The following is a 15,279-nucleotide window of genomic DNA, read 5'->3' as shown; positions in this document are numbered from 1 at the left end:
CTCAGTAGGAAATGGCGATGTTCGGGATCTTGCGCTGGGCGATCAGGGTGACCGCTTGCTTGGCGCACGCTTCAGGCATGCCTTCGGCCATGAAGGCTTCCAGGGCGGCGCGGTTGATGCTGGCTCGGTGCGCCTTGTCGGCCTCGCGGGCTTCTTGCTGGCGAAGAATCTCCGCGGCAGCGGCATCAGCGCGGCGGCGCTCGTCCTGGCGGGCCTGCTCGGCGGCTTCCTCTTGCCGGCGCGCTGCGGCCTGGCGCTCCTGCTCCATCCGCTGCTCGGCGGCAACGCGGTCGGCTTCAGCCTGGATCCGGGCGCGCTCGGCTTGCTCGGCCTGCAACTTGAACTGGAGGCGCTGGTTCTCGGCTTCGCGCTCTTGCGCAGCGGCCTGGTCAAGCAGTTCCTGCTCTCGGCGGGCTGCGGCTTCGCGTTCTGCTTGCTGCTGCTGGGCCACGCGCTGGCGCTCGGCCTCGACAGCGGCCTCTTGTGCCGCTCGAATCCGGTCATGCTCGGCGCGCTCTTCAGCTTCGCGGCGCAGCCGGGCCAGCTCGGCCTGCTCTGCGTCGTACTTCTGCCGGGCCGCCAGCGCTTCACGAAGCACGGCTAGCGCTTGGTCTTTCACCTGTCCGGCCTCGGCGGTGAATTCCTCCCAGGCGTCGTCCAGGGCAACGCCTTCAACCCTTCCGATCCGGGCCAGAAGGTCCTCGGCGGTCAGCAGGCCGAGTTCGGCGCCTTCCGCTTTGATGGCTGCAATGCCTTGCTCATGCCGGGCGACACGGGCGGCTTCTGCCTGCTCCCACTCGGTGAGCGGCCGGCGCGTCTCGTCCCGCAGCGCGTCCATCGTGGTCACGAACTCACGCAGCTCGGCCTCGACCACCTTCGGCATTTCCTTCAGCCGGCGTAGGTAGTCGCGGCCCGGCTTCTCGACGGCGGTCTTCGATTTGCTGACCTTGGCGGCCAGGCTGGCGATGCGTTCGCGGCCCTTGCGGGTGGTCAGATCGGGCACTTCGCCTTCGACCTCAGCCTTCACCAGGTCGATGAATTGCTTCAGGCCGCCGGCCACGTAAATGGCCGGGGCGTTCTCCTCGCTGATCTCTTCGATCGCGATCAGTTTCTGTTCTGCGGACATTAGAAAACCTCGCGCCAGGCCGGCGCCGTCAGTTGAAAGGGGAAATGCCAGGTCACCCGGATTGGAGGTGCCACCAGGCCCTGGCTGCGGTGGATGGTTGCGCGCTCTCGCCGCTTACGCTCCGGGTAGGTCCGGTTATCCCCTAAGGGCCCGCCGGGCTCGGGTGTGTGTTCAGGAAGTGATGCTGCCGGCCAGTGCGCTGGCGAGCATGAAGAAGGTGCAGGCGAAGAGCATGGAGAAGGATCCGCGCCAGATGACCAGGCGCCGGGCGCGCTGGTAGCTGGTCATGGCCGAGGCCTCACAGCGATCCGCCCGGACTTGATGGCCGCCACCAGCTTTGGCGGCAGGTGAGCCACAGGCAGCTCACGGGGCAGGCCGGCGCCGATGATGGCCAGGCTGCGCTCGATCTGCTCAAGTTGCTCGTCGATCAGGGACTTCACAGGTGCAGTACTCATGCAGCCTCCTTGCGCCGCTCAGCAATCCGCCGGATGCGCTCGCAGTAGTGTTTGAACTCGTTGGAGTCGATGGCCAGAAGAGAGAAGTAGGCGACCACCATGGATTCGGCCTTCGCATCCTCCACCGGGCCAGAGCCCGGCAGAAGCATCGTCTCGATTGCGGCCTCGATGGCGCGAACCGCCACGCTGTGAGGATTCATTCCGCGTCCTCGGCCTGGGCCAGCACTGCTTCCTTGGCGAAGGGCGTGAGCAGCTGGCGGGCGATCTCTTCCAGCGCTGCCTCGGGGTTGGCCACGCTCATGATCTCGTCAGCCGCTGCCTTTGCGTCGCTGGTGACCTTGCAGCGCGCCGCTAGGACCAGGCGGCCCAGCACCGAGTTGCTGATCCCCGATAGGCCAAGCTGGCCCATCACGAACTCATCCACCGCCTGAGCGAAGCGCTCATAGGTGACACCCTGCTTCGGGCGCATGCGGCGCTTGAACACTACGTCGCGGCGCGCCATCAGCTCAGCGATTCCGTCGTCGATCCAGGTGGATTCCGCGTCGGCTACTTCGCTCACCGCCGGCGGCATCCGGTTGTCGTACTCAAACTGTGCTGCTCGAAGTGCGCCCATAGTCGCCTCCAGGTGGCGGGTTACTCGGTGGGTGGGGAAGGGAGGGGCTGCCAGTGGGTCGGCTTCCAGCTTGAAGCCCAACTGCTTTGCGGCTCTTCCCACGAGAAGTACGGCGGATATCCGTGGGCGTGCGCAATCGAGCCTTTGCCGTGCTCGCGATAAAGCGACTCGCGAGCACCGTATCGTTCGTTCCAAGCAAGAACCCTGGTCCCTATCTCCGGCAGCCTGTCGCTGCACTTGATCCACTCGCTCATGCTGCCTCCGGCCAATTGCTGTTGATGCTCTGTCTCGCGTAGATCGACAGGCGACTGAAGCTATCCGAGCCGCCGCACCCGGGCATGGTTCCTTCCAGCTCGACGCAGGCCTTGATGTCACAGCGCCGCGAGCACACCCAGCCGCCGTAGTGGCAGCGGTGAACCTCGCCGCGTGGATCAGGGTGATAGGCCAGGCCGCCTTTCCAAGAAGGCGACCCGCGCAACTTGAGGCCGCAGCCCCGGCACACGGCCTGGGTATCGGTGCAATTGTGCATTTTGGTTATCCTCGACAACCGCATTGGCCAGGCGCCATGCGCGGGTGACCAAACCCACCGTGAAAGGTGGCCTGGCGCCTGCCAATGCGGTCGATGTGAAGGGAAGGGGTGCAGGCGCCCGGCGCTGCCCGGGATGCGTCGAATCTGGCCAGCTGATGCCCTCGGACTCGCCTGCAAAAAGGGTGTTACTGATCAGCCTTGAGATGGGCGATTGCCACCCGGTAGGCCGCTGCGTTGTCACGCTCAAGCTTGGCTTGTTCGTGATTGCCCTCGGCCTCGTTGATCGGCGCGTTGGTTTCGCAAACCTGAGCGCTGACCTCCAGCTGGGCGATAGCTGCTGCGTGCTTCATGGGGTTCTCCTGATGATGCGGGGTGCATCGGACTGGGCTCGTGAAGGCTGGGCAATCGACCGGTTATCCGCGTCGAGGTGGCCACCCCGCTGTTTGCTTGCAGCTCATCCGAGTCCAGTCCGATGAACCCAGCGATGGGGAGCAGGGCATCGGGCCAGTCTGTTCCTGGCAGTCAAGGGAATAGGCGCCTGTTTTTACAGGGGCAGGCTCCCTGTTTCCTCGCTTTCCACAGTCGAGGGAAACCGGCTAGGATTTTGGATCCACAGTCGAGATAAGGAACATCGAAATGCCGAGTTACATGGTTAGGGTTGAGCTAAAGAATGCGAATGGCGAGGACTACAACGAACTACATGAAAAGCTCGGTGCTCTAGGGCTGGCCAGAAGCGTAATAGGTAATGATGGCGCGTCTTATGAGATGCCCACGGGCACCTATTACGGGAAAAGCGACCTCAGCACCGGCTCTCTGCGCGAGCGCGTCAGCACTCTTTCCAATCCTCACTCGCGACCAGGCGTTGCAGCGGTCTTTGTTGCAGAGGTATCTGACTGGGCATTCTGGCTGTACAAGGAGTGAGCTGAGCCGCTGCCCGCAGCGCCCGTCCTGCCTTTTGGCATGTGATTGGTGTGCTCCCTGAGGAGCCCCATAACGCCAGCGAAAGCCTCATCAAAAGTGATGCTTTCGCCTGTCGCGATCTCCTGCACCAATTCACGCACCCGCTCTATCTGAGCTTCGTTCATCGTCTTGCCCTCCAGGGCGGTTGATTCGGGTTACTCGGCCTCCAGCCTCGCCAGTTCTGCGCGCAGCTTCTCAATTCGCTCTTGCTTCGCCTTGGCCCCATCCCCATCCGTGTCGACGATGAGAGAGGCTCGGAATCGCCTATCTTTCAGGGTGGATACAACCAGTCGACTCACATACTGGCTGAGAGCTTGCTCTAGGATCAGGTTTCCTTGAGCTCTGCCAATGGCATCGAGCAGCACCTTCAGCTCTGGCGTGTCAGTGTTGATGCTGATTCTTCGCGTTTCCATGGCTCTCTCCAGTTCCATCCGGTTACTTCCAGCCGTCCCGGTCAAGCCATGCCTTGGCCAGCTTGACGATCCGGTCACCGTTGTAGATGGCGAACACCATGAAGCAGGCAACCATAGGCACCACACAGAGAATCGCCCACAACGTGCCCAAGGTCAGATACCAGGCAATGCATGAGGCGATGAAGCCGGCTAAAGGCAGGCTGAATTTCTTCTGCTGCGATGTGATTTTCATGCTGCTGTTCCAGTGTGATTTCCCGGATGCCACTCTCTGAATGGCACCTGGTGAAATCCCGGCCTCGCTACTGGCGACAGGCCGGGGGTATTGCGTCAGCGATGTCATAGCCATTTCCCCGCCGCTGATTGCAGGTCAGGCTTCGTCGTCGATGTGGGCTTCGAGCTTCCTCCCCATGGCGGCAATCAGTGCCTGTTCGCCATGGATCGCAGGTCCTTACAACATGCACGCTGCAGCTCTGGGTGCCCGGGTGATTGGGGCAGGGTGCATGAGGTCCGGCGCCCCTCAATGCCGAAGCTCGGGGCGCTAATTCAAAACGGTGTCTCTCCCTTCTTCCGCGGGGATCGCGGGGCGCATTGCTTGCCGGGTCGTTCGCGCGGTTCGAGCGTTTCGCTCTCGATCAGCCGTACAGGTTGTTCCTGTCGTGGGCGGGCTATCTGACCCGTCTGATCGCCGGTCGCCGGTAGAGGCAATGCGGTCTGTTGGTGTTTCGGTGTTGCGCTGGCTTGTTAAAGAGCGGTGAGGCTTGAGGGCCTCTGCAGTCCCTCGTGAGTGACTGCGCGAAATAAAAGTAGCACTGCTGTTATTGATCAGTCAACAGCAGTGCTAATAATTTTATTCCTCACACAGCAAGCCCGGCACTACCGGTCGAGAGCAGTCTCTATGGTGGCGATTTGATACACTCTCGCCGGTCATATAAGGAGCTTGGGAAATGAAAAGAGCCGTTGTTGCATTGACTCTTGGGTTGTCGCTTGCTGGCTGCGGTAATGCCGACAGGGAGAAGGCTGAACAGCTTCAAGGAGAGGTGAGCAAGCTGCAGTCTGAGATCGCCACACTCAAGGCGGAACTGGATGCTGAAAAACATGGAGCTCAAAGATTGCTGGCGCGAGCGAAGGACGCCAAGGCCGCAGGAAATAACGCTTCTGCCAAATCAGACCTGCACGACCTGATCGCGCATCATCCAGAAAAACCAGAGGCGGCAACGGCAAAAGCTATGCTCGATGCCATTGAGCGCGAGGAAAAGGCTGCGGAAATCGAAAGGCTGGCAGCTGAGAAAAAGAAAGCAGAGGAGGCAAGGGAAGCCCTGGCGAAGCTGGACAAGAACCTCAAGAAAAATACCGATGAGATCAAAGGGATAACCTGGGTTTCCCACAAGTCCATCCCTACGCTCGACACCTACATGTCACTGTACTTCGGGCTGGAAGGTGAGAACTCCAGGGTTATGCCGCTGAGGCTTAAGCTCCAATATCACTCTGACAGTTGGCTATTTGTCCAGAGCGTGACGATCAAGGCTGACGATCAGACCTTCCAGCTAGGCAGCCAAGACTTCGAGCGAGACAACGGCTACGGCGGAATTTGGGAGTGGTCGGACACCGTTGCCGAGAACAAGGCCATGCTAAGAAAAATTGCAGACGCCAAAAAGGTGACCATCAGGTTCGACGGGAAGCAGTATTACAACGACTTCATCCTGCCGGATTCTCAAAAGCGCGCCATCAAAGAAATGATCTTGGCATGGGAGCGCTACGGCGGTAAGGCTTGATGTGTCCACAAAAAAGCCCGCGCTAGGCGGGCTTCATTGGCGTAGCTGACTCACTCGTCAGGGCTAGGCTTGGCGATGTAATCCTTAGGGATATACGGAACCTTTGTCACCTTGCCGTCCTTCGTCTCAAACGATACTGACTTCGCGCCGCCGAATGCTGTGGCATGGCTGTAGACCCACATCTGGCCGTCTTCCCTGGATGTGACCATGTAGGGATTACCCATGATCTCGTACAGTTGGTCCTCGGTCATGCCGACCTTGACCTGGCTGGCCTGGCCGAAAGTGAATGGGGTGCCCGCGCAGCCTGCCAGAACGGCGACTACCGCGACGAGAAGAAATCGTTGAATGTGGCGAAGCATGGTGACCTCCCTGTGAATTGAGACGCCATCCTACCACTCCGGCCCTGAGCCATCGCGCAGGCGTGAAAAAGCCCGTCGAGGCGGGCTGTTTGGTGTTTAATTCATTGAGCAGCCTGGGGAGCTTTCTGTTGCGCCTTGACTTGCTCCAGCAGTTGCCTTGTCTCGAACGACTGCTGCTTCATCTCCTGGAGGGCGGCAGATGTATCGCGACCAGAGTCAAAGTTCGCCACCCCGTATGCCATCACAGCAATGGTGATGCCGACAATCGCGATCACTGACAGGACCGAATTAAGAATGATCGTCCCTTTCAGTCCGCGCACTCCTGAAAGGTCTTTGTCCAGGAGCTGAAGGCTGTGGTCCATTTTCAGCAACCCATCAGCTACACGGCCCTCAAATTCCTTCAAGCGCGCATCTGCCTTGAGCTGATGATTCTCAAGCAGGGCATTGAGCTCTTCGCGCGTGATGTCGTTCATGCGCTGAGTATGGTCATTTTGCTCATTTTTGTCACGAACACCTATTTCAGGGCGCGGCGCCCTTGGAGTAACAAGCTGATTCCAGTCGATAGAGTCAGGTAGCTCTTTTGACCACTCCTTGTTGCCCGGCATCCTGACCATGTCAGATCCTCTTCGCCGGATTGGCGCTCAGCCACTCCGCAACGATAGGCTGGTAGATGTGCTCAACATGCCCGCAGTTGTGACAAAACATTGCGTAAGTCGATATCCCGTATGGTTTGCCGTCCTCCCTAACCTTACGGAAGCGATGGAACAGAAGCTCCATTACCGGCTCCTCACTAGCAGAGTCATTGCCTTCCCAGTCATCAGCGAAAAGACCCCATTTCGAAGGTGATTTTCCGCATGCTGGGCAAGTAGATTGGACCCTTGTTGCATTCAAGAACCGGATGAATTCCTGGGTAGTTACATCACTTGCCATTGTTCTTCCTGATGGTTGCTTGGTTGGATTTGGCTAGGGGCATGGCTACACCTTCTTCACATCGCCTGAAAACCGGTCTGAGACCTTCTCGGCTCCACCGAGCCTAGAGACAATCTCTGTCCAGGGATCCCTGTGGCACTCTTGCAAGATGGACTCGCAACGCTCATCGGGGTCATTAATGTTTTCGGCTAGCTGTCGGATCGAGAGCAGAAATCGGTGAAAGTCGCTTCCGTGGGTTGGTACCGGCCCAATCTCAGATGCCATTTTTGAGAATGGGACCATGCGATCAGAGAATTCCGTCTGAGGAATCCATATCCCTTGCCATTCTTCGCGAATGAAGATTGGAGGAGGCGCAGATCGATCCCAGTAGGTCTCGCCGTGGCGCTCAAGGACGCAATATGGAGTCCTCAGCTGCATGGTTGCGGCAAACATGAAGTGCGTGACGATTTCGTCAGGCCATGACTGATCCCAAGCCCTATACTCCATGGGTCAAAGATCTCCGCCGCGCCAGATCACCTTGCCGATGATCCGATGCTCGTTGCCGTTGATGTGCAGATGGTAGCGGTCCGGATACTGCACTTTGTCTTCGTTGTCACTTCGAAGAAGCCACTGGCCGAGCGATCCTTTAACCAATCGTTTCACGATGGCGCCGTCGGTGCCAGCGAGCACAAACACCTGACCGTCAACAGGATCGATCCTCGATCGATCTACCAGGAGAACGTCGCGGTCACTGATGGTTGGCCACATGCTCTCGCCCTCGGCGTAGATCACGATCAGCTGCTCAGCCTTGGCTCCCTTCACCTTCAGCCAATCGCGCTTGAAAGCAAGGGTGGAGCGTATTTCAACGTGCGGATTCTCGCTCCCTAGGCCGGCAGCAGCTTTGGCGTCGTACTGGGGGACGTAGGCGTACCGGCCGTCTAGCTCGTCTTCATCTGCCCCGTCAGGGAGTGGAGAGTTTGCAGCCTCAGTCGTATGCAGGACTTGGTGGGATGTGCGCCTGATTCCGGCTGCCAGGGTAGGACTCACCTGAGCAGGCTCGAAGTCTAAAGCCTCGGATAGCTTTACGAGAGCTTCGAGGTTTAGCGCAACCTTGCCGGTCATGTACTGACTCACGGTGCTTTGTGGTGACTTCCACTCGCAGCGCTCTCCAACCTCGGTCTGGGTGAGGGCGGGCTTCGACGGATCCTCACGCGATTCCTTCACGCGCTGCTTGTAGATTTCGTGCAGCCGCTTTGCATCAGCAAGCTGCTCGGCAGAAAGAGGAGTTCTGATCGGTTTCTTCATGCGCGTGATTTAGTAGCACAGCTGCTTCTTAAGCAAACAGCACTGCTACTCTTTGTCCTTGAATATTGTAAAACAGCAGTGCTAATATTCGATCAAATCCCTATGAGGCAGACCAGATGAACACTGTTTCCCTTGAGGAATACCTGGCCGGGCATGGAACCCAGAGCGACCTCGCCAAGGCTCTGGGGATTCAGCAAAGCGCCGTCTCCCAAATGTTCCGTGCCAAGCGGGACATCCGAATCACCATGCACGACGACGGGCACATCGAGGCGAACGAGGTTCGCCCAATTCCTGCTCGCAAGTCGGCTGCGTAAACATTTTTCAATCACAAGGAAATCCCTGAATGCACCTGGACCCCGCCAACAAACGCAGCGAAGTGATCAAGTCGCGCTGGAAGCCTGAAGAGGTTCGAAAGCTGCGCATGGAAGCCCGTATGGCTGGCATGCAGCTGGCCACCTACGTGCACGAACTGGCCAACCTAGGCCGTCGACTGGGCGCTGCTGATCTGCTCCGAGAAATGAACGGCGCTGGTGAGCAGGATAAAACGGCCTGAAGCCCCTATGGAGGGCCTATGCCTGAAACCACCTTCGAATTGCTGCCAATCGAGGTGAAGGCTGAGGTTCGACAGCTGGCTGCCGACCTTGGCTGGAGCCTGGATAGATCGACGGATGAGTACTTGGAAATGAGTCGCTCGCTCGCGGTCCAGGAGCAATTGAGACAAATGCGACACAAGGCCCCCGTGTTGGGGCTGGTAGGGCACAAAAAGGGCCTCGATGTTCCCTGATTGTGGAAAGACAGAGGCCCTCTTTCGGGCTTCTTAAAGGCACAAAAAAGCCGGGATTGCGGCCCGGCTCTCTGCAATACAAAACTCTGTAGGGGAATTATGCATATGCAGACCCAAAGTGTACAGGCCCTGTCCAGGACCGCGCCACAAAATGCGAACCACGATTTCGTGGCGCGCACGGAAATTGTCACGGTGTTCGATGGCGAAGCTGTCACCAGCACCGTCACCGTCGCCCGCGAAACTGACAACGAGCATGCCAGCGTAATCGCGCTGGTTCGCAAGTATCAGGCTGATTTCGGAGAGTTCGGAGGGGTCAGATTTCAAATCGAACCCTTTGAAACTGCTGGCGGCGCCCAGTCCCGCGAGATCGCGCTGCTGAACGAGCAGCAAGCGACCCTCTTGCTCACCTACATGCGCAACACCTCGATCGTCCGCGACTTCAAGAAGCGCCTGGTCAAGGAGTTCTGGCGCTTGGCGAAAGCCGCCCCGGCCCAGCCCGCCGACCTGAGCAAGCTGGAGATCCTTCAGATGGCCCTGGAGTCGGAGAAAGCTCGCGTCCTGCTCACCGTCCAGGTCGAGGCCCAGGCCAAGAAGATCGACCACCTGGAGAACCTGTTCAAGGAAGGCATGAGTCACGTCCAGTTCTGCAAGGGCCTCAATGGGGTCAACGTGATGCAGGTTGGGCATTTCCTTGAGCGCCGCAACTGGCTCTACAACGAGAGCAAGTCCGGAACCCGGTACCGCGTGGCCGCATACGCCCGCGACAAGTACATGACCGAGCACCAGCAGGAGATCACCCCGCACGGGAAAGAGGCGTTCATCAGCTACACGCCGATCCTGCTGCGCAAGGGCGCCGCTCGCCTGTACGAGCTGTACCTGGCCGGCGAGTTGCCCATGAAGAAGAACTGGGATGGCCTGCACACCCACGACAAGGCCGTGCGGGGTGCAGCATGAGCGACGACTTGATCCGGGCGCAGTTCGAGGATGCTTTCAACGCCCTGTATCCGACCACTTACAAAGCAGCCAAAGCGGGTGAGCCAAAGGCCAGCGGCGACATGTCCTGCGCTTGGTGGGGATGGAAAGCATCGCACGATGCTGTAGCCCTCAAGCTCGCACAGCTTGACCAGCTGCTACAGGCCATCCCTGCCTGTGCGGAGCATGGCCCATGCGTACCGTTTGCAATCCAGTGGATAGGCGACATGAAGCGCCAATTGACTGAGATCGCCGAGTCGCGTGACGGGCTACAGATCGACATCGAGGGCCTGCGGAAGGACGCCGAGCGCTATCGGTGGTTCAAGTCCAAATTCCACGATGAGGGCCTTGTGATCGCGAAGTGCACTGAATGGAACATCGCGTCTTGGTCTGGGGATGATCCGGACGGCGAGATCGATAAGGCGATGGCCAAGGAGCGCGGCCAATGACCGACATCCCGCGTCAATTCAAGGGCGTCTGGATCCCTGCTGAGGTATGGCTCGATCACTCCCTGTCGATCACCGAGAAGGTGATGATGGTCGAGATCGGTAGCCTGCAAGACCCTGTGCGCGGCTGCTACGCCAGCAACAGCCACTTCGCCAGGTTCTTCGGCCTGTCGAGTTCCCGCGTGTCCGAGATCATCAGTGCTCTGTCGGCCAAGGGCCTTTTGCGGGTCGAACTGATCCGCGATGGTCGGCAGGTAGTAGAGCGCCGTGTGCGCCTCACGAACCTATTCGGAAAGTCGAATACCTATTCGGAAAACACGGCGACCCTATTCGGAAAACACGGTGACCCCTCTTCGGAAAAGGCGGAGGAGAGTAATACAAAGAGCAACAGTACAACTGAGGGTGAGCGCGCGGCCGCCAAGGCGTCCTCGACCGCTTCGCGCAAGGCCTCGAAGTTCGATCCTCTGACTGCTTGCCCTGCCAACGTCACTCCCTCCGTGTGGGCCGACTGGTGCCAGCACCGCAAAGAGATCCGTAAGCCGCTGACCGCCACCACCTGCGCGAAGCAGACCAAGACCCTGGCCGGCCACCACGCGCCGGATGCCGTGATCAACCAGTCCATCAGCAACGGCTGGACTGGTCTGTTCCCGGAGAAGGTGCTGCCGGGTGCCCAGCAGGGCCAGCGCCGCAGCGGCCCCGACTTCAACGACACCAGCTGGGCTGATGACCTGGGGGGCTTATGAGCGCACAACCGAAACTGCGCAGCGTCACGCAGATCATGGCCGCCAGCCGCAACCTGCCGGCCGAGGTGCAGGCCCCGGCCAAGCAGCTCGACCCCGGCACGACCGAAGTGGTCAACGCCCTGTTCAAGGAGCTGCAGGCCATCTTCCCGGCGTGGAAGCAGGCCTGGCCGGATGACGATGCGCTGAAAGCGGCCAAGCGCAGCTGGATCAAGTCCTTCGTCGCCGCGGGCATCAACACGCTCGAGCAGATCCGCTTCGGCATCCAGAAGTGCCGGGTGCTGGGTACCGATTTCGCCCCGAGCAGCGGCAAGTTCATCAAGCTGTGCCAGCCGACCCCGGAAGAGATGGGCATTCCGTCGCTTGCGCGGGCCCTGGCAGAGGCGCTGGAGAACTTTCACCCCAGCAGGGCAGGGTCACGCGTTTGGACGCACGCAGCGGTGCGCCACGCGGCCCTGCAGTGCGAAGCGCAGAACCTGGGGTCGATGGAGGTGGAGCGGGCGGAAAAGGTATTTGCCCGGGCCTACGACATCACCATCCGCATGCTGGTCGCAGGCGAGCCACTGGGTGACATCGCCACCGGCATCGGCCACGACAGCCAGAAGAGCCTGGTAGAACTGGCCGATGAGTACGCCAGCCAGCGCCAGGTCCGTCTGCTGGAGATCCAGCAGATCCCAACCTGCGCCGCCGCGTGCCGTGCACACCTGCTGGCCAAGTTGAACATCAAGCGTGCCGGGCAGCCGGCCGGGGAGGGCGTATGACCGTCGACAAGAAAAAACTCCAGCCCTTGCTGTGGTCCGTTGTGGCGTCCTGGCGGTCGGGTAGTGATGCCTTTGAGCGACACACCGATGCGCTGGACAAGTTCCTCGGCGAGACGACGGTTGAGGAGGTCGCCCTTAGCCTGCTCGACGAGATCAGCCAACTCACCGCTCGGGTTCGTGCCGCGGAGAGGCAACTGCAGGAGGTGGAGGCATGACGGAGAAGATCAGCGTCAACAGCCAGGCCAAGCTCTCCGAGGCCGTGACCATGTTGACCCGCCTGTTCCGCGACAAGAAGTTTGTCGTGGTGAGCATGCGCCCGGGCAAGGACCGCACCCTGGACCAGAACGCCCTGTGGTTTGCGATGTACGACCGCATCGCCAAGAGCACCGAGATGGGCGACATCGAGGATGTGCGCCGGTACTGCAAGCTGCACTTCGGCGTTCCGATCATGCGCGCTGGCTGCGATGAGTTCCGCACCGGTTGGGCCGAGTCGTTCATTCACCTCCCGTATGAGGTGAAGCTGCGCATGATGGGGCCGTGCGCGATGTTCGGGCCGGATGGCTTCCCGGTCACCCGGTTGTTCGACCGGGCCCAGGGCTGCCAGTACACCGACCGCATCGTGGCCGAGTTCGCGCCGCAGGGCGTGGTGTTCAGCGACTTGCTGAGCGAGGAGGCGGCATGAGCCATCAATTGAAGCCGGGCGACCTGGCACTGGTTATAGGGTCGAGCCAAGGCATTTCGCCAAACATCGGTATGGCTGTGGAGCTGGTCCAACAGCTCGAAACGGATGCCGGGTTCGTCATGCCTGATGGCCGCACCATTTTTAACCGCGGACCGCTGTGCTGGGTGATCTATGCGGACGGGGCCTCTGCGCAGCTCAGCAATGGCGGAATCGTGGATATCGGCGGATTTGCGTTGTGCATGGAAATCTACCTGATGCCCCTACGCGGCGACTTCGAGCCCGAGCAGCAGAAAGCCAAGGAGGCCGAGCCATGCGCGTAGCCAGCAAGAAGGTGCGCGAGAGCGCACGCGGCCAGGACTGCACTGTCCGCATTCCAGGCATCTGCAACTTCAACCCCGACACCACCGTGCTGGCCCACCTGCCTTGCGGGCAGAAGGGCATGGGCATGAAGGGCTTCGACACCGTGGCGGTATACGCCTGCAGCGCCTGCCATGACGTGCTCGACGGTCGCGGGAAAGGTGAAGTGGACTGGTCCGACATGCCTCGGGCAATCGCTGAGACTCATGAGGCCCTGATCCGGGCCGGCATTCTGACCATCAAGGGGGCCGCATGACGGAACTGACACTACCGTGGCCACCGGCCGCATGCAGCCCGAATGCCCGGGTGCATTGGGCCAGGAAGAGCAAGGCGGCGAAGACCTATCGGTATGCCTGCTTTCTCCTGGCCAGGCAAGCAGGCATCCAGCCTCCTGAGGGTGGCGCGCTGCTCATGCTCGAGTTCGTGCCCCCAGATCGCCGTCGGCGCGACGACGACAACCTGCTGGCGATGTTCAAGGCCGGCCGTGACGGCCTGGCTGATGCCCTGGGCATCGACGACAACGTGTTCGCCACCCAGATCAGGGTGAGCAAGGAAACGATCAAGGGCGGCGCTGTGCGCGTCCGCATACAGGCCCAGGAGGAAGCAGCATGACCTGGACGATCGCAGATACCGCCGGCGCGCTGCTGCTGGCCATGACCATCGCTTCCACCTGGTGCGTCGTCCGCGCCAAGACCATCGCAAGCCGCCGCAAGAATGAGGAGAAGGCATGAACAAGACATCCGTGTTGATCCGCATACTGCTTGCTGGGTCGGAAGGGAAAACCGCTTCGGCAGCCTGGGTCGACGCTGACCAGGGCTGCGCAGGCTACGGCGGCATGAGTCGCCAGGAGCGCTTCGAGATGGACTGCGAGTATCGCAGCCTGCTTCACAAGCGCCTGCTTCCGCGACATTGGGATGCGCTGATTGCACGCTACACCCTGGACACTACAGAGCGGGGCCATGCCATCAAGGGGCTGGGCCGGGTGATCGCCACCCACGCACACCAGCACTTCAAGTTCTATGCAGTGCTGACCTGGGCAGAGCCGCAGAAGCCTGGCGCAGATGGAAAGCGGTCCTCCACCATCCTGCAGGCGAACATCTACGACATGAACCTGTGGGATGACAACAAGGGCACCCCGGAGCGCACCCGCCGTGACTGGCGGAGCAAGATCCACAAGGCCCTGGAGGAAATGGTAGGCGAGGCCATAAACGCTGGCGTAGAGCTTCTGGAGCAAGAAGAGCTATTTGTGAAGATGGCAGCTTGACATCCTTTGCCGCATTGCCGAATATATCCCCATCCTGTCATTCCTGCGCGTGTTGAGGAGTGACGAAGAGAAACCCGGCCAATGAGCCGGGTTTTTTATTGCCCGAAGAGGGCCTCAAGAGTCCCGGCCAAGCGCCGGGATTTTTGTTCCTGCAAGAAACGCAACTGCAGCCAGGGCAGGCCCTAACGGGACAGCCTGGACACTGCTAGCCGGTAGTGTGGTGACACGGGAAAACACCGGCAGCCCGCGCACCCTGACCTCACATGCTTTCAGGGTGGCGCGTGACCGGATCGGCGAGACTGGTGCATTGGGGTGCCAGCGCTGCAATGGTCTTCGGCGGACAGGTGGGGAAAGACCCACACAAATTCAGGCCGGCTCGGCAGACACCACCAGGCGTTTACCAAGCGCGGCCAAAGCTGCCTCGACCTGCTCGATCTTCGAGCTGTGTTCGAAGTCGAGGAGCCGATCCACTTTGGTCTGCACTGCCCCCAAGGTCCGGCACAGGTCAGCCTTCCGCATGCCTTTCTCTCGCATGGCGTTCCACAGCGCGATTTTTGCGTTCACCAGGGCGGACAGCCGAATAACGTGCTGCCCCTCTTTCGCTGGCGAGGCAGGCGGGATCGGCCGCAGCTGATCGACGTAGATGGACAGAGCCACCTCGAGCCCCTCGGCAGCATGGCGCAGCAGCTCTTCGAGCGTGTCGCCCGCGCTGTGCGCCTCTGGGATGTCGTCACACGATGACCAGAAAGACCCGGCCTCCTGGTTCACGTTGATTGCGTAGTCGTACATATCGTTACCTCAGGGCAGATGTAGTCGAGCTCAAAGGGTGGAG

General features: G+C 60.1%; 29 protein-coding genes. 15 read left to right on the top strand and 14 right to left on the bottom strand.

Annotated elements, in window-relative coordinates; all coding sequences use genetic code 11:
* Position 1: 1 nt before the first annotated feature.
* From MKK04_RS16610 to MKK04_RS16570, 10 genes are all read right to left on the bottom strand, one after another.
* Positions 2-1,126: a hypothetical protein gene (locus MKK04_RS16610; protein WP_241105742.1), complete on the bottom strand. Its 1,125-nt coding sequence runs from the start codon at positions 1,124-1,126 to the stop codon at positions 2-4.
* Between the two features lie 284 nt (positions 1,127-1,410).
* A complete protein-coding gene (locus MKK04_RS16605) occupies positions 1,411-1,581 on the bottom strand; it encodes a hypothetical protein (protein ID WP_176514331.1) in 171 nt (56 codons plus the stop codon).
* Entirely contained in the window at positions 1,578-1,781 is a 204-nt protein-coding gene (locus MKK04_RS16600) for a hypothetical protein (protein WP_241105741.1), read from the bottom strand. Before MKK04_RS16600 ends, MKK04_RS16605 begins: the two co-directional genes overlap by 4 nt.
* On the bottom strand, positions 1,778-2,194 hold the full coding sequence (locus MKK04_RS16595; RefSeq protein WP_241105740.1) for a hypothetical protein: 417 nt from the start codon (positions 2,192-2,194) through the stop codon (positions 1,778-1,780). Before MKK04_RS16595 ends, MKK04_RS16600 begins: the two co-directional genes overlap by 4 nt.
* A 20-nt stretch (positions 2,195-2,214) precedes the next feature.
* The gene (locus MKK04_RS26715) at positions 2,215-2,448 is read right to left on the bottom strand and encodes a DUF551 domain-containing protein (RefSeq protein WP_412481359.1); all 234 of its coding nucleotides are present in this window, start codon (positions 2,446-2,448) and stop codon (positions 2,215-2,217) included.
* Entirely contained in the window at positions 2,445-2,723 is a 279-nt protein-coding gene (locus MKK04_RS16590; RefSeq protein WP_241105739.1) for a hypothetical protein, read from the bottom strand. Before MKK04_RS16590 ends, MKK04_RS26715 begins: the two co-directional genes overlap by 4 nt.
* 185 nt (positions 2,724-2,908) lie before the next feature.
* On the bottom strand, positions 2,909-3,073 hold the full coding sequence (locus MKK04_RS16585) for a hypothetical protein (RefSeq protein ID WP_155950787.1): 165 nt from the start codon (positions 3,071-3,073) through the stop codon (positions 2,909-2,911).
* A gap of 495 nt (positions 3,074-3,568) precedes the next feature.
* Positions 3,569-3,808 (bottom strand): hypothetical protein, encoded by a 240-nt coding sequence (locus MKK04_RS16580; protein WP_241105738.1) that lies wholly within the window; start codon positions 3,806-3,808, stop codon positions 3,569-3,571.
* 30 nt (positions 3,809-3,838) lie between these two features.
* Positions 3,839-4,096 (bottom strand): hypothetical protein, encoded by a 258-nt coding sequence (locus tag MKK04_RS16575; protein ID WP_241105737.1) that lies wholly within the window; start codon positions 4,094-4,096, stop codon positions 3,839-3,841.
* A gap of 22 nt (positions 4,097-4,118) precedes the next feature.
* Positions 4,119-4,328, bottom strand: coding sequence for a hypothetical protein (locus MKK04_RS16570; protein ID WP_241105736.1), 210 nt, complete (start codon positions 4,326-4,328; stop codon positions 4,119-4,121).
* Between the two features lie 712 nt (positions 4,329-5,040).
* Between MKK04_RS16570 and MKK04_RS16565 the strand changes: the two genes are divergently transcribed.
* Positions 5,041-5,868: a hypothetical protein gene (locus MKK04_RS16565; protein ID WP_241105735.1), complete on the top strand. Its 828-nt coding sequence runs from the start codon at positions 5,041-5,043 to the stop codon at positions 5,866-5,868.
* 50 nt (positions 5,869-5,918) lie between these two features.
* Here the strand turns inward: MKK04_RS16565 and bamE are convergent, their stop codons facing one another.
* The 3 genes from bamE to MKK04_RS16550 all read right to left on the bottom strand — a co-directional run bounded on the left by bamE (position 5,919) and on the right by MKK04_RS16550 (position 8,441).
* Entirely contained in the window at positions 5,919-6,227 is a 309-nt protein-coding gene (gene bamE / locus MKK04_RS16560; protein WP_241105734.1) for an outer membrane protein assembly factor BamE domain-containing protein, read from the bottom strand.
* A 101-nt stretch (positions 6,228-6,328) separates the two neighbouring features.
* On the bottom strand, positions 6,329-6,841 hold the full coding sequence (locus MKK04_RS16555; RefSeq protein ID WP_241105733.1) for a hypothetical protein: 513 nt from the start codon (positions 6,839-6,841) through the stop codon (positions 6,329-6,331).
* A gap of 805 nt (positions 6,842-7,646) precedes the next feature.
* Positions 7,647-8,441, bottom strand: a complete 795-nt coding sequence (locus MKK04_RS16550; protein ID WP_241105732.1) for an XRE family transcriptional regulator — start codon at positions 8,439-8,441, stop codon at positions 7,647-7,649.
* A gap of 116 nt (positions 8,442-8,557) precedes the next feature.
* Between MKK04_RS16550 and MKK04_RS16545 the strand changes: the two genes are divergently transcribed.
* The 14 genes from MKK04_RS16545 (at position 8,558) to MKK04_RS16485 (ending at position 14,447) form a co-directional block, all read left to right on the top strand.
* On the top strand, positions 8,558-8,755 hold the full coding sequence (locus tag MKK04_RS16545) for a Cro/CI family transcriptional regulator (RefSeq protein ID WP_197843788.1): 198 nt from the start codon (positions 8,558-8,560) through the stop codon (positions 8,753-8,755).
* Between the two features lie 29 nt (positions 8,756-8,784).
* A complete protein-coding gene (locus MKK04_RS16540; protein ID WP_014859732.1) occupies positions 8,785-8,994 on the top strand; it encodes a hypothetical protein in 210 nt (69 codons plus the stop codon).
* A gap of 18 nt (positions 8,995-9,012) precedes the next feature.
* Positions 9,013-9,225, top strand: a complete 213-nt coding sequence (locus MKK04_RS16535; protein ID WP_014859733.1) for a hypothetical protein — start codon at positions 9,013-9,015, stop codon at positions 9,223-9,225.
* Positions 9,226-9,330: 105 nt separating this feature from the next.
* The gene (locus MKK04_RS16530) at positions 9,331-10,179 is read left to right on the top strand and encodes a Rha family transcriptional regulator (protein ID WP_442964541.1); all 849 of its coding nucleotides are present in this window, start codon (positions 9,331-9,333) and stop codon (positions 10,177-10,179) included.
* Entirely contained in the window at positions 10,176-10,646 is a 471-nt protein-coding gene (locus MKK04_RS16525) for a hypothetical protein (RefSeq protein ID WP_241105730.1), read from the top strand. Before MKK04_RS16530 ends, MKK04_RS16525 begins: the two co-directional genes overlap by 4 nt.
* Complete coding sequence (locus tag MKK04_RS16520; protein ID WP_241105729.1) at positions 10,643-11,386, top strand: helix-turn-helix domain-containing protein; 744 nt, start codon at positions 10,643-10,645, stop codon at positions 11,384-11,386. Before MKK04_RS16525 ends, MKK04_RS16520 begins: the two co-directional genes overlap by 4 nt.
* Positions 11,383-12,144 carry a replication protein P gene (locus tag MKK04_RS16515; RefSeq protein WP_241105728.1) on the top strand — a complete coding sequence of 254 codons (762 nt, stop codon included), beginning with the start codon at positions 11,383-11,385 and terminating at the stop codon, positions 12,142-12,144. The genes MKK04_RS16520 and MKK04_RS16515 overlap by 4 nt, the downstream gene beginning before the upstream one ends.
* The gene (locus tag MKK04_RS16510) at positions 12,141-12,359 is read left to right on the top strand and encodes a hypothetical protein (protein WP_241105727.1); all 219 of its coding nucleotides are present in this window, start codon (positions 12,141-12,143) and stop codon (positions 12,357-12,359) included. Before MKK04_RS16515 ends, MKK04_RS16510 begins: the two co-directional genes overlap by 4 nt.
* Positions 12,356-12,826, top strand: a complete 471-nt coding sequence (locus tag MKK04_RS16505) for a hypothetical protein (protein ID WP_241105726.1) — start codon at positions 12,356-12,358, stop codon at positions 12,824-12,826. Before MKK04_RS16510 ends, MKK04_RS16505 begins: the two co-directional genes overlap by 4 nt.
* Positions 12,823-13,146: a hypothetical protein gene (locus MKK04_RS16500; protein WP_241105725.1), complete on the top strand. Its 324-nt coding sequence runs from the start codon at positions 12,823-12,825 to the stop codon at positions 13,144-13,146. The genes MKK04_RS16505 and MKK04_RS16500 overlap by 4 nt, the downstream gene beginning before the upstream one ends.
* Positions 13,137-13,439: a nuclease domain-containing protein gene (locus MKK04_RS16495; protein WP_241105724.1), complete on the top strand. Its 303-nt coding sequence runs from the start codon at positions 13,137-13,139 to the stop codon at positions 13,437-13,439. The genes MKK04_RS16500 and MKK04_RS16495 overlap by 10 nt, the downstream gene beginning before the upstream one ends.
* Entirely contained in the window at positions 13,436-13,795 is a 360-nt protein-coding gene (locus tag MKK04_RS16490) for an endodeoxyribonuclease RusA (protein WP_241105723.1), read from the top strand. The genes MKK04_RS16495 and MKK04_RS16490 overlap by 4 nt, the downstream gene beginning before the upstream one ends.
* A complete protein-coding gene (locus MKK04_RS26505; RefSeq protein ID WP_272493113.1) occupies positions 13,792-13,914 on the top strand; it encodes a hypothetical protein in 123 nt (40 codons plus the stop codon). The genes MKK04_RS16490 and MKK04_RS26505 overlap by 4 nt, the downstream gene beginning before the upstream one ends.
* Positions 13,911-14,447: a hypothetical protein gene (locus MKK04_RS16485; protein ID WP_241105722.1), complete on the top strand. Its 537-nt coding sequence runs from the start codon at positions 13,911-13,913 to the stop codon at positions 14,445-14,447. Before MKK04_RS26505 ends, MKK04_RS16485 begins: the two co-directional genes overlap by 4 nt.
* 366 nt (positions 14,448-14,813) lie before the next feature.
* Here the strand turns inward: MKK04_RS16485 and MKK04_RS16480 are convergent, their stop codons facing one another.
* Positions 14,814-15,236, bottom strand: coding sequence for a type II toxin-antitoxin system HicB family antitoxin (locus tag MKK04_RS16480; protein WP_241105721.1), 423 nt, complete (start codon positions 15,234-15,236; stop codon positions 14,814-14,816).
* Positions 15,237-15,279 lie beyond the last annotated feature (43 nt).

It is taken from the genome of Pseudomonas sp. LS.1a, from assembly GCF_022533585.1.
Classification (GTDB): domain Bacteria; phylum Pseudomonadota; class Gammaproteobacteria; order Pseudomonadales; family Pseudomonadaceae; genus Aquipseudomonas.
This window is presented reverse-complemented; position numbering and strand designations above follow the sequence as displayed.

Excerpts from the sequence above, each read along its gene's own strand:
- MKK04_RS16570 (WP_241105736.1), bottom strand. The coding sequence starts at position 4,328 with ATGAAAATCACATCGCAGCAGAAGAAATTCAGCCTGCCTTTAGCCGGC.
- MKK04_RS16530 (WP_442964541.1), top strand. The coding sequence starts at position 9,331 with ATGCAGACCCAAAGTGTACAGGCCCTGTCCAGGACCGCGCCACAAAAT.
- MKK04_RS16540 (WP_014859732.1), top strand. The coding sequence starts at position 8,785 with ATGCACCTGGACCCCGCCAACAAACGCAGCGAAGTGATCAAGTCGCGC.
- MKK04_RS16485 (WP_241105722.1), top strand. The coding sequence starts at position 13,911 with ATGAACAAGACATCCGTGTTGATCCGCATACTGCTTGCTGGGTCGGAA.
- MKK04_RS16480 (WP_241105721.1), bottom strand. The coding sequence starts at position 15,236 with ATGTACGACTACGCAATCAACGTGAACCAGGAGGCCGGGTCTTTCTGG.
- MKK04_RS16525 (WP_241105730.1), top strand. The coding sequence starts at position 10,176 with ATGAGCGACGACTTGATCCGGGCGCAGTTCGAGGATGCTTTCAACGCC.
- MKK04_RS16605 (WP_176514331.1), bottom strand. The coding sequence starts at position 1,581 with ATGAGTACTGCACCTGTGAAGTCCCTGATCGACGAGCAACTTGAGCAG.
- MKK04_RS16490 (WP_241105723.1), top strand. The coding sequence starts at position 13,436 with ATGACGGAACTGACACTACCGTGGCCACCGGCCGCATGCAGCCCGAAT.
- MKK04_RS16590 (WP_241105739.1), bottom strand. The coding sequence starts at position 2,723 with ATGCACAATTGCACCGATACCCAGGCCGTGTGCCGGGGCTGCGGCCTC.
- MKK04_RS16545 (WP_197843788.1), top strand. The coding sequence starts at position 8,558 with ATGAACACTGTTTCCCTTGAGGAATACCTGGCCGGGCATGGAACCCAG.
- MKK04_RS16555 (WP_241105733.1), bottom strand. The coding sequence starts at position 6,841 with ATGGTCAGGATGCCGGGCAACAAGGAGTGGTCAAAAGAGCTACCTGAC.
- bamE (WP_241105734.1), bottom strand. The coding sequence starts at position 6,227 with ATGCTTCGCCACATTCAACGATTTCTTCTCGTCGCGGTAGTCGCCGTT.
- MKK04_RS16510 (WP_241105727.1), top strand. The coding sequence starts at position 12,141 with ATGACCGTCGACAAGAAAAAACTCCAGCCCTTGCTGTGGTCCGTTGTG.
- MKK04_RS16575 (WP_241105737.1), bottom strand. The coding sequence starts at position 4,096 with ATGGAAACGCGAAGAATCAGCATCAACACTGACACGCCAGAGCTGAAG.
- MKK04_RS16585 (WP_155950787.1), bottom strand. The coding sequence starts at position 3,073 with ATGAAGCACGCAGCAGCTATCGCCCAGCTGGAGGTCAGCGCTCAGGTT.
- MKK04_RS16495 (WP_241105724.1), top strand. The coding sequence starts at position 13,137 with ATGCGCGTAGCCAGCAAGAAGGTGCGCGAGAGCGCACGCGGCCAGGAC.
- MKK04_RS16535 (WP_014859733.1), top strand. The coding sequence starts at position 9,013 with ATGCCTGAAACCACCTTCGAATTGCTGCCAATCGAGGTGAAGGCTGAG.
- MKK04_RS16515 (WP_241105728.1), top strand. The coding sequence starts at position 11,383 with ATGAGCGCACAACCGAAACTGCGCAGCGTCACGCAGATCATGGCCGCC.
- MKK04_RS16500 (WP_241105725.1), top strand. The coding sequence starts at position 12,823 with ATGAGCCATCAATTGAAGCCGGGCGACCTGGCACTGGTTATAGGGTCG.
- MKK04_RS16600 (WP_241105741.1), bottom strand. The coding sequence starts at position 1,781 with ATGAATCCTCACAGCGTGGCGGTTCGCGCCATCGAGGCCGCAATCGAG.
- MKK04_RS26505 (WP_272493113.1), top strand. The coding sequence starts at position 13,792 with ATGACCTGGACGATCGCAGATACCGCCGGCGCGCTGCTGCTGGCCATG.
- MKK04_RS16595 (WP_241105740.1), bottom strand. The coding sequence starts at position 2,194 with ATGGGCGCACTTCGAGCAGCACAGTTTGAGTACGACAACCGGATGCCG.
- MKK04_RS16505 (WP_241105726.1), top strand. The coding sequence starts at position 12,356 with ATGACGGAGAAGATCAGCGTCAACAGCCAGGCCAAGCTCTCCGAGGCC.
- MKK04_RS16580 (WP_241105738.1), bottom strand. The coding sequence starts at position 3,808 with ATGAACGAAGCTCAGATAGAGCGGGTGCGTGAATTGGTGCAGGAGATC.
- MKK04_RS16610 (WP_241105742.1), bottom strand. The coding sequence starts at position 1,126 with ATGTCCGCAGAACAGAAACTGATCGCGATCGAAGAGATCAGCGAGGAG.
- MKK04_RS16565 (WP_241105735.1), top strand. The coding sequence starts at position 5,041 with ATGAAAAGAGCCGTTGTTGCATTGACTCTTGGGTTGTCGCTTGCTGGC.
- MKK04_RS16550 (WP_241105732.1), bottom strand. The coding sequence starts at position 8,441 with ATGAAGAAACCGATCAGAACTCCTCTTTCTGCCGAGCAGCTTGCTGAT.
- MKK04_RS16520 (WP_241105729.1), top strand. The coding sequence starts at position 10,643 with ATGACCGACATCCCGCGTCAATTCAAGGGCGTCTGGATCCCTGCTGAG.
- MKK04_RS26715 (WP_412481359.1), bottom strand. The coding sequence starts at position 2,448 with ATGAGCGAGTGGATCAAGTGCAGCGACAGGCTGCCGGAGATAGGGACC.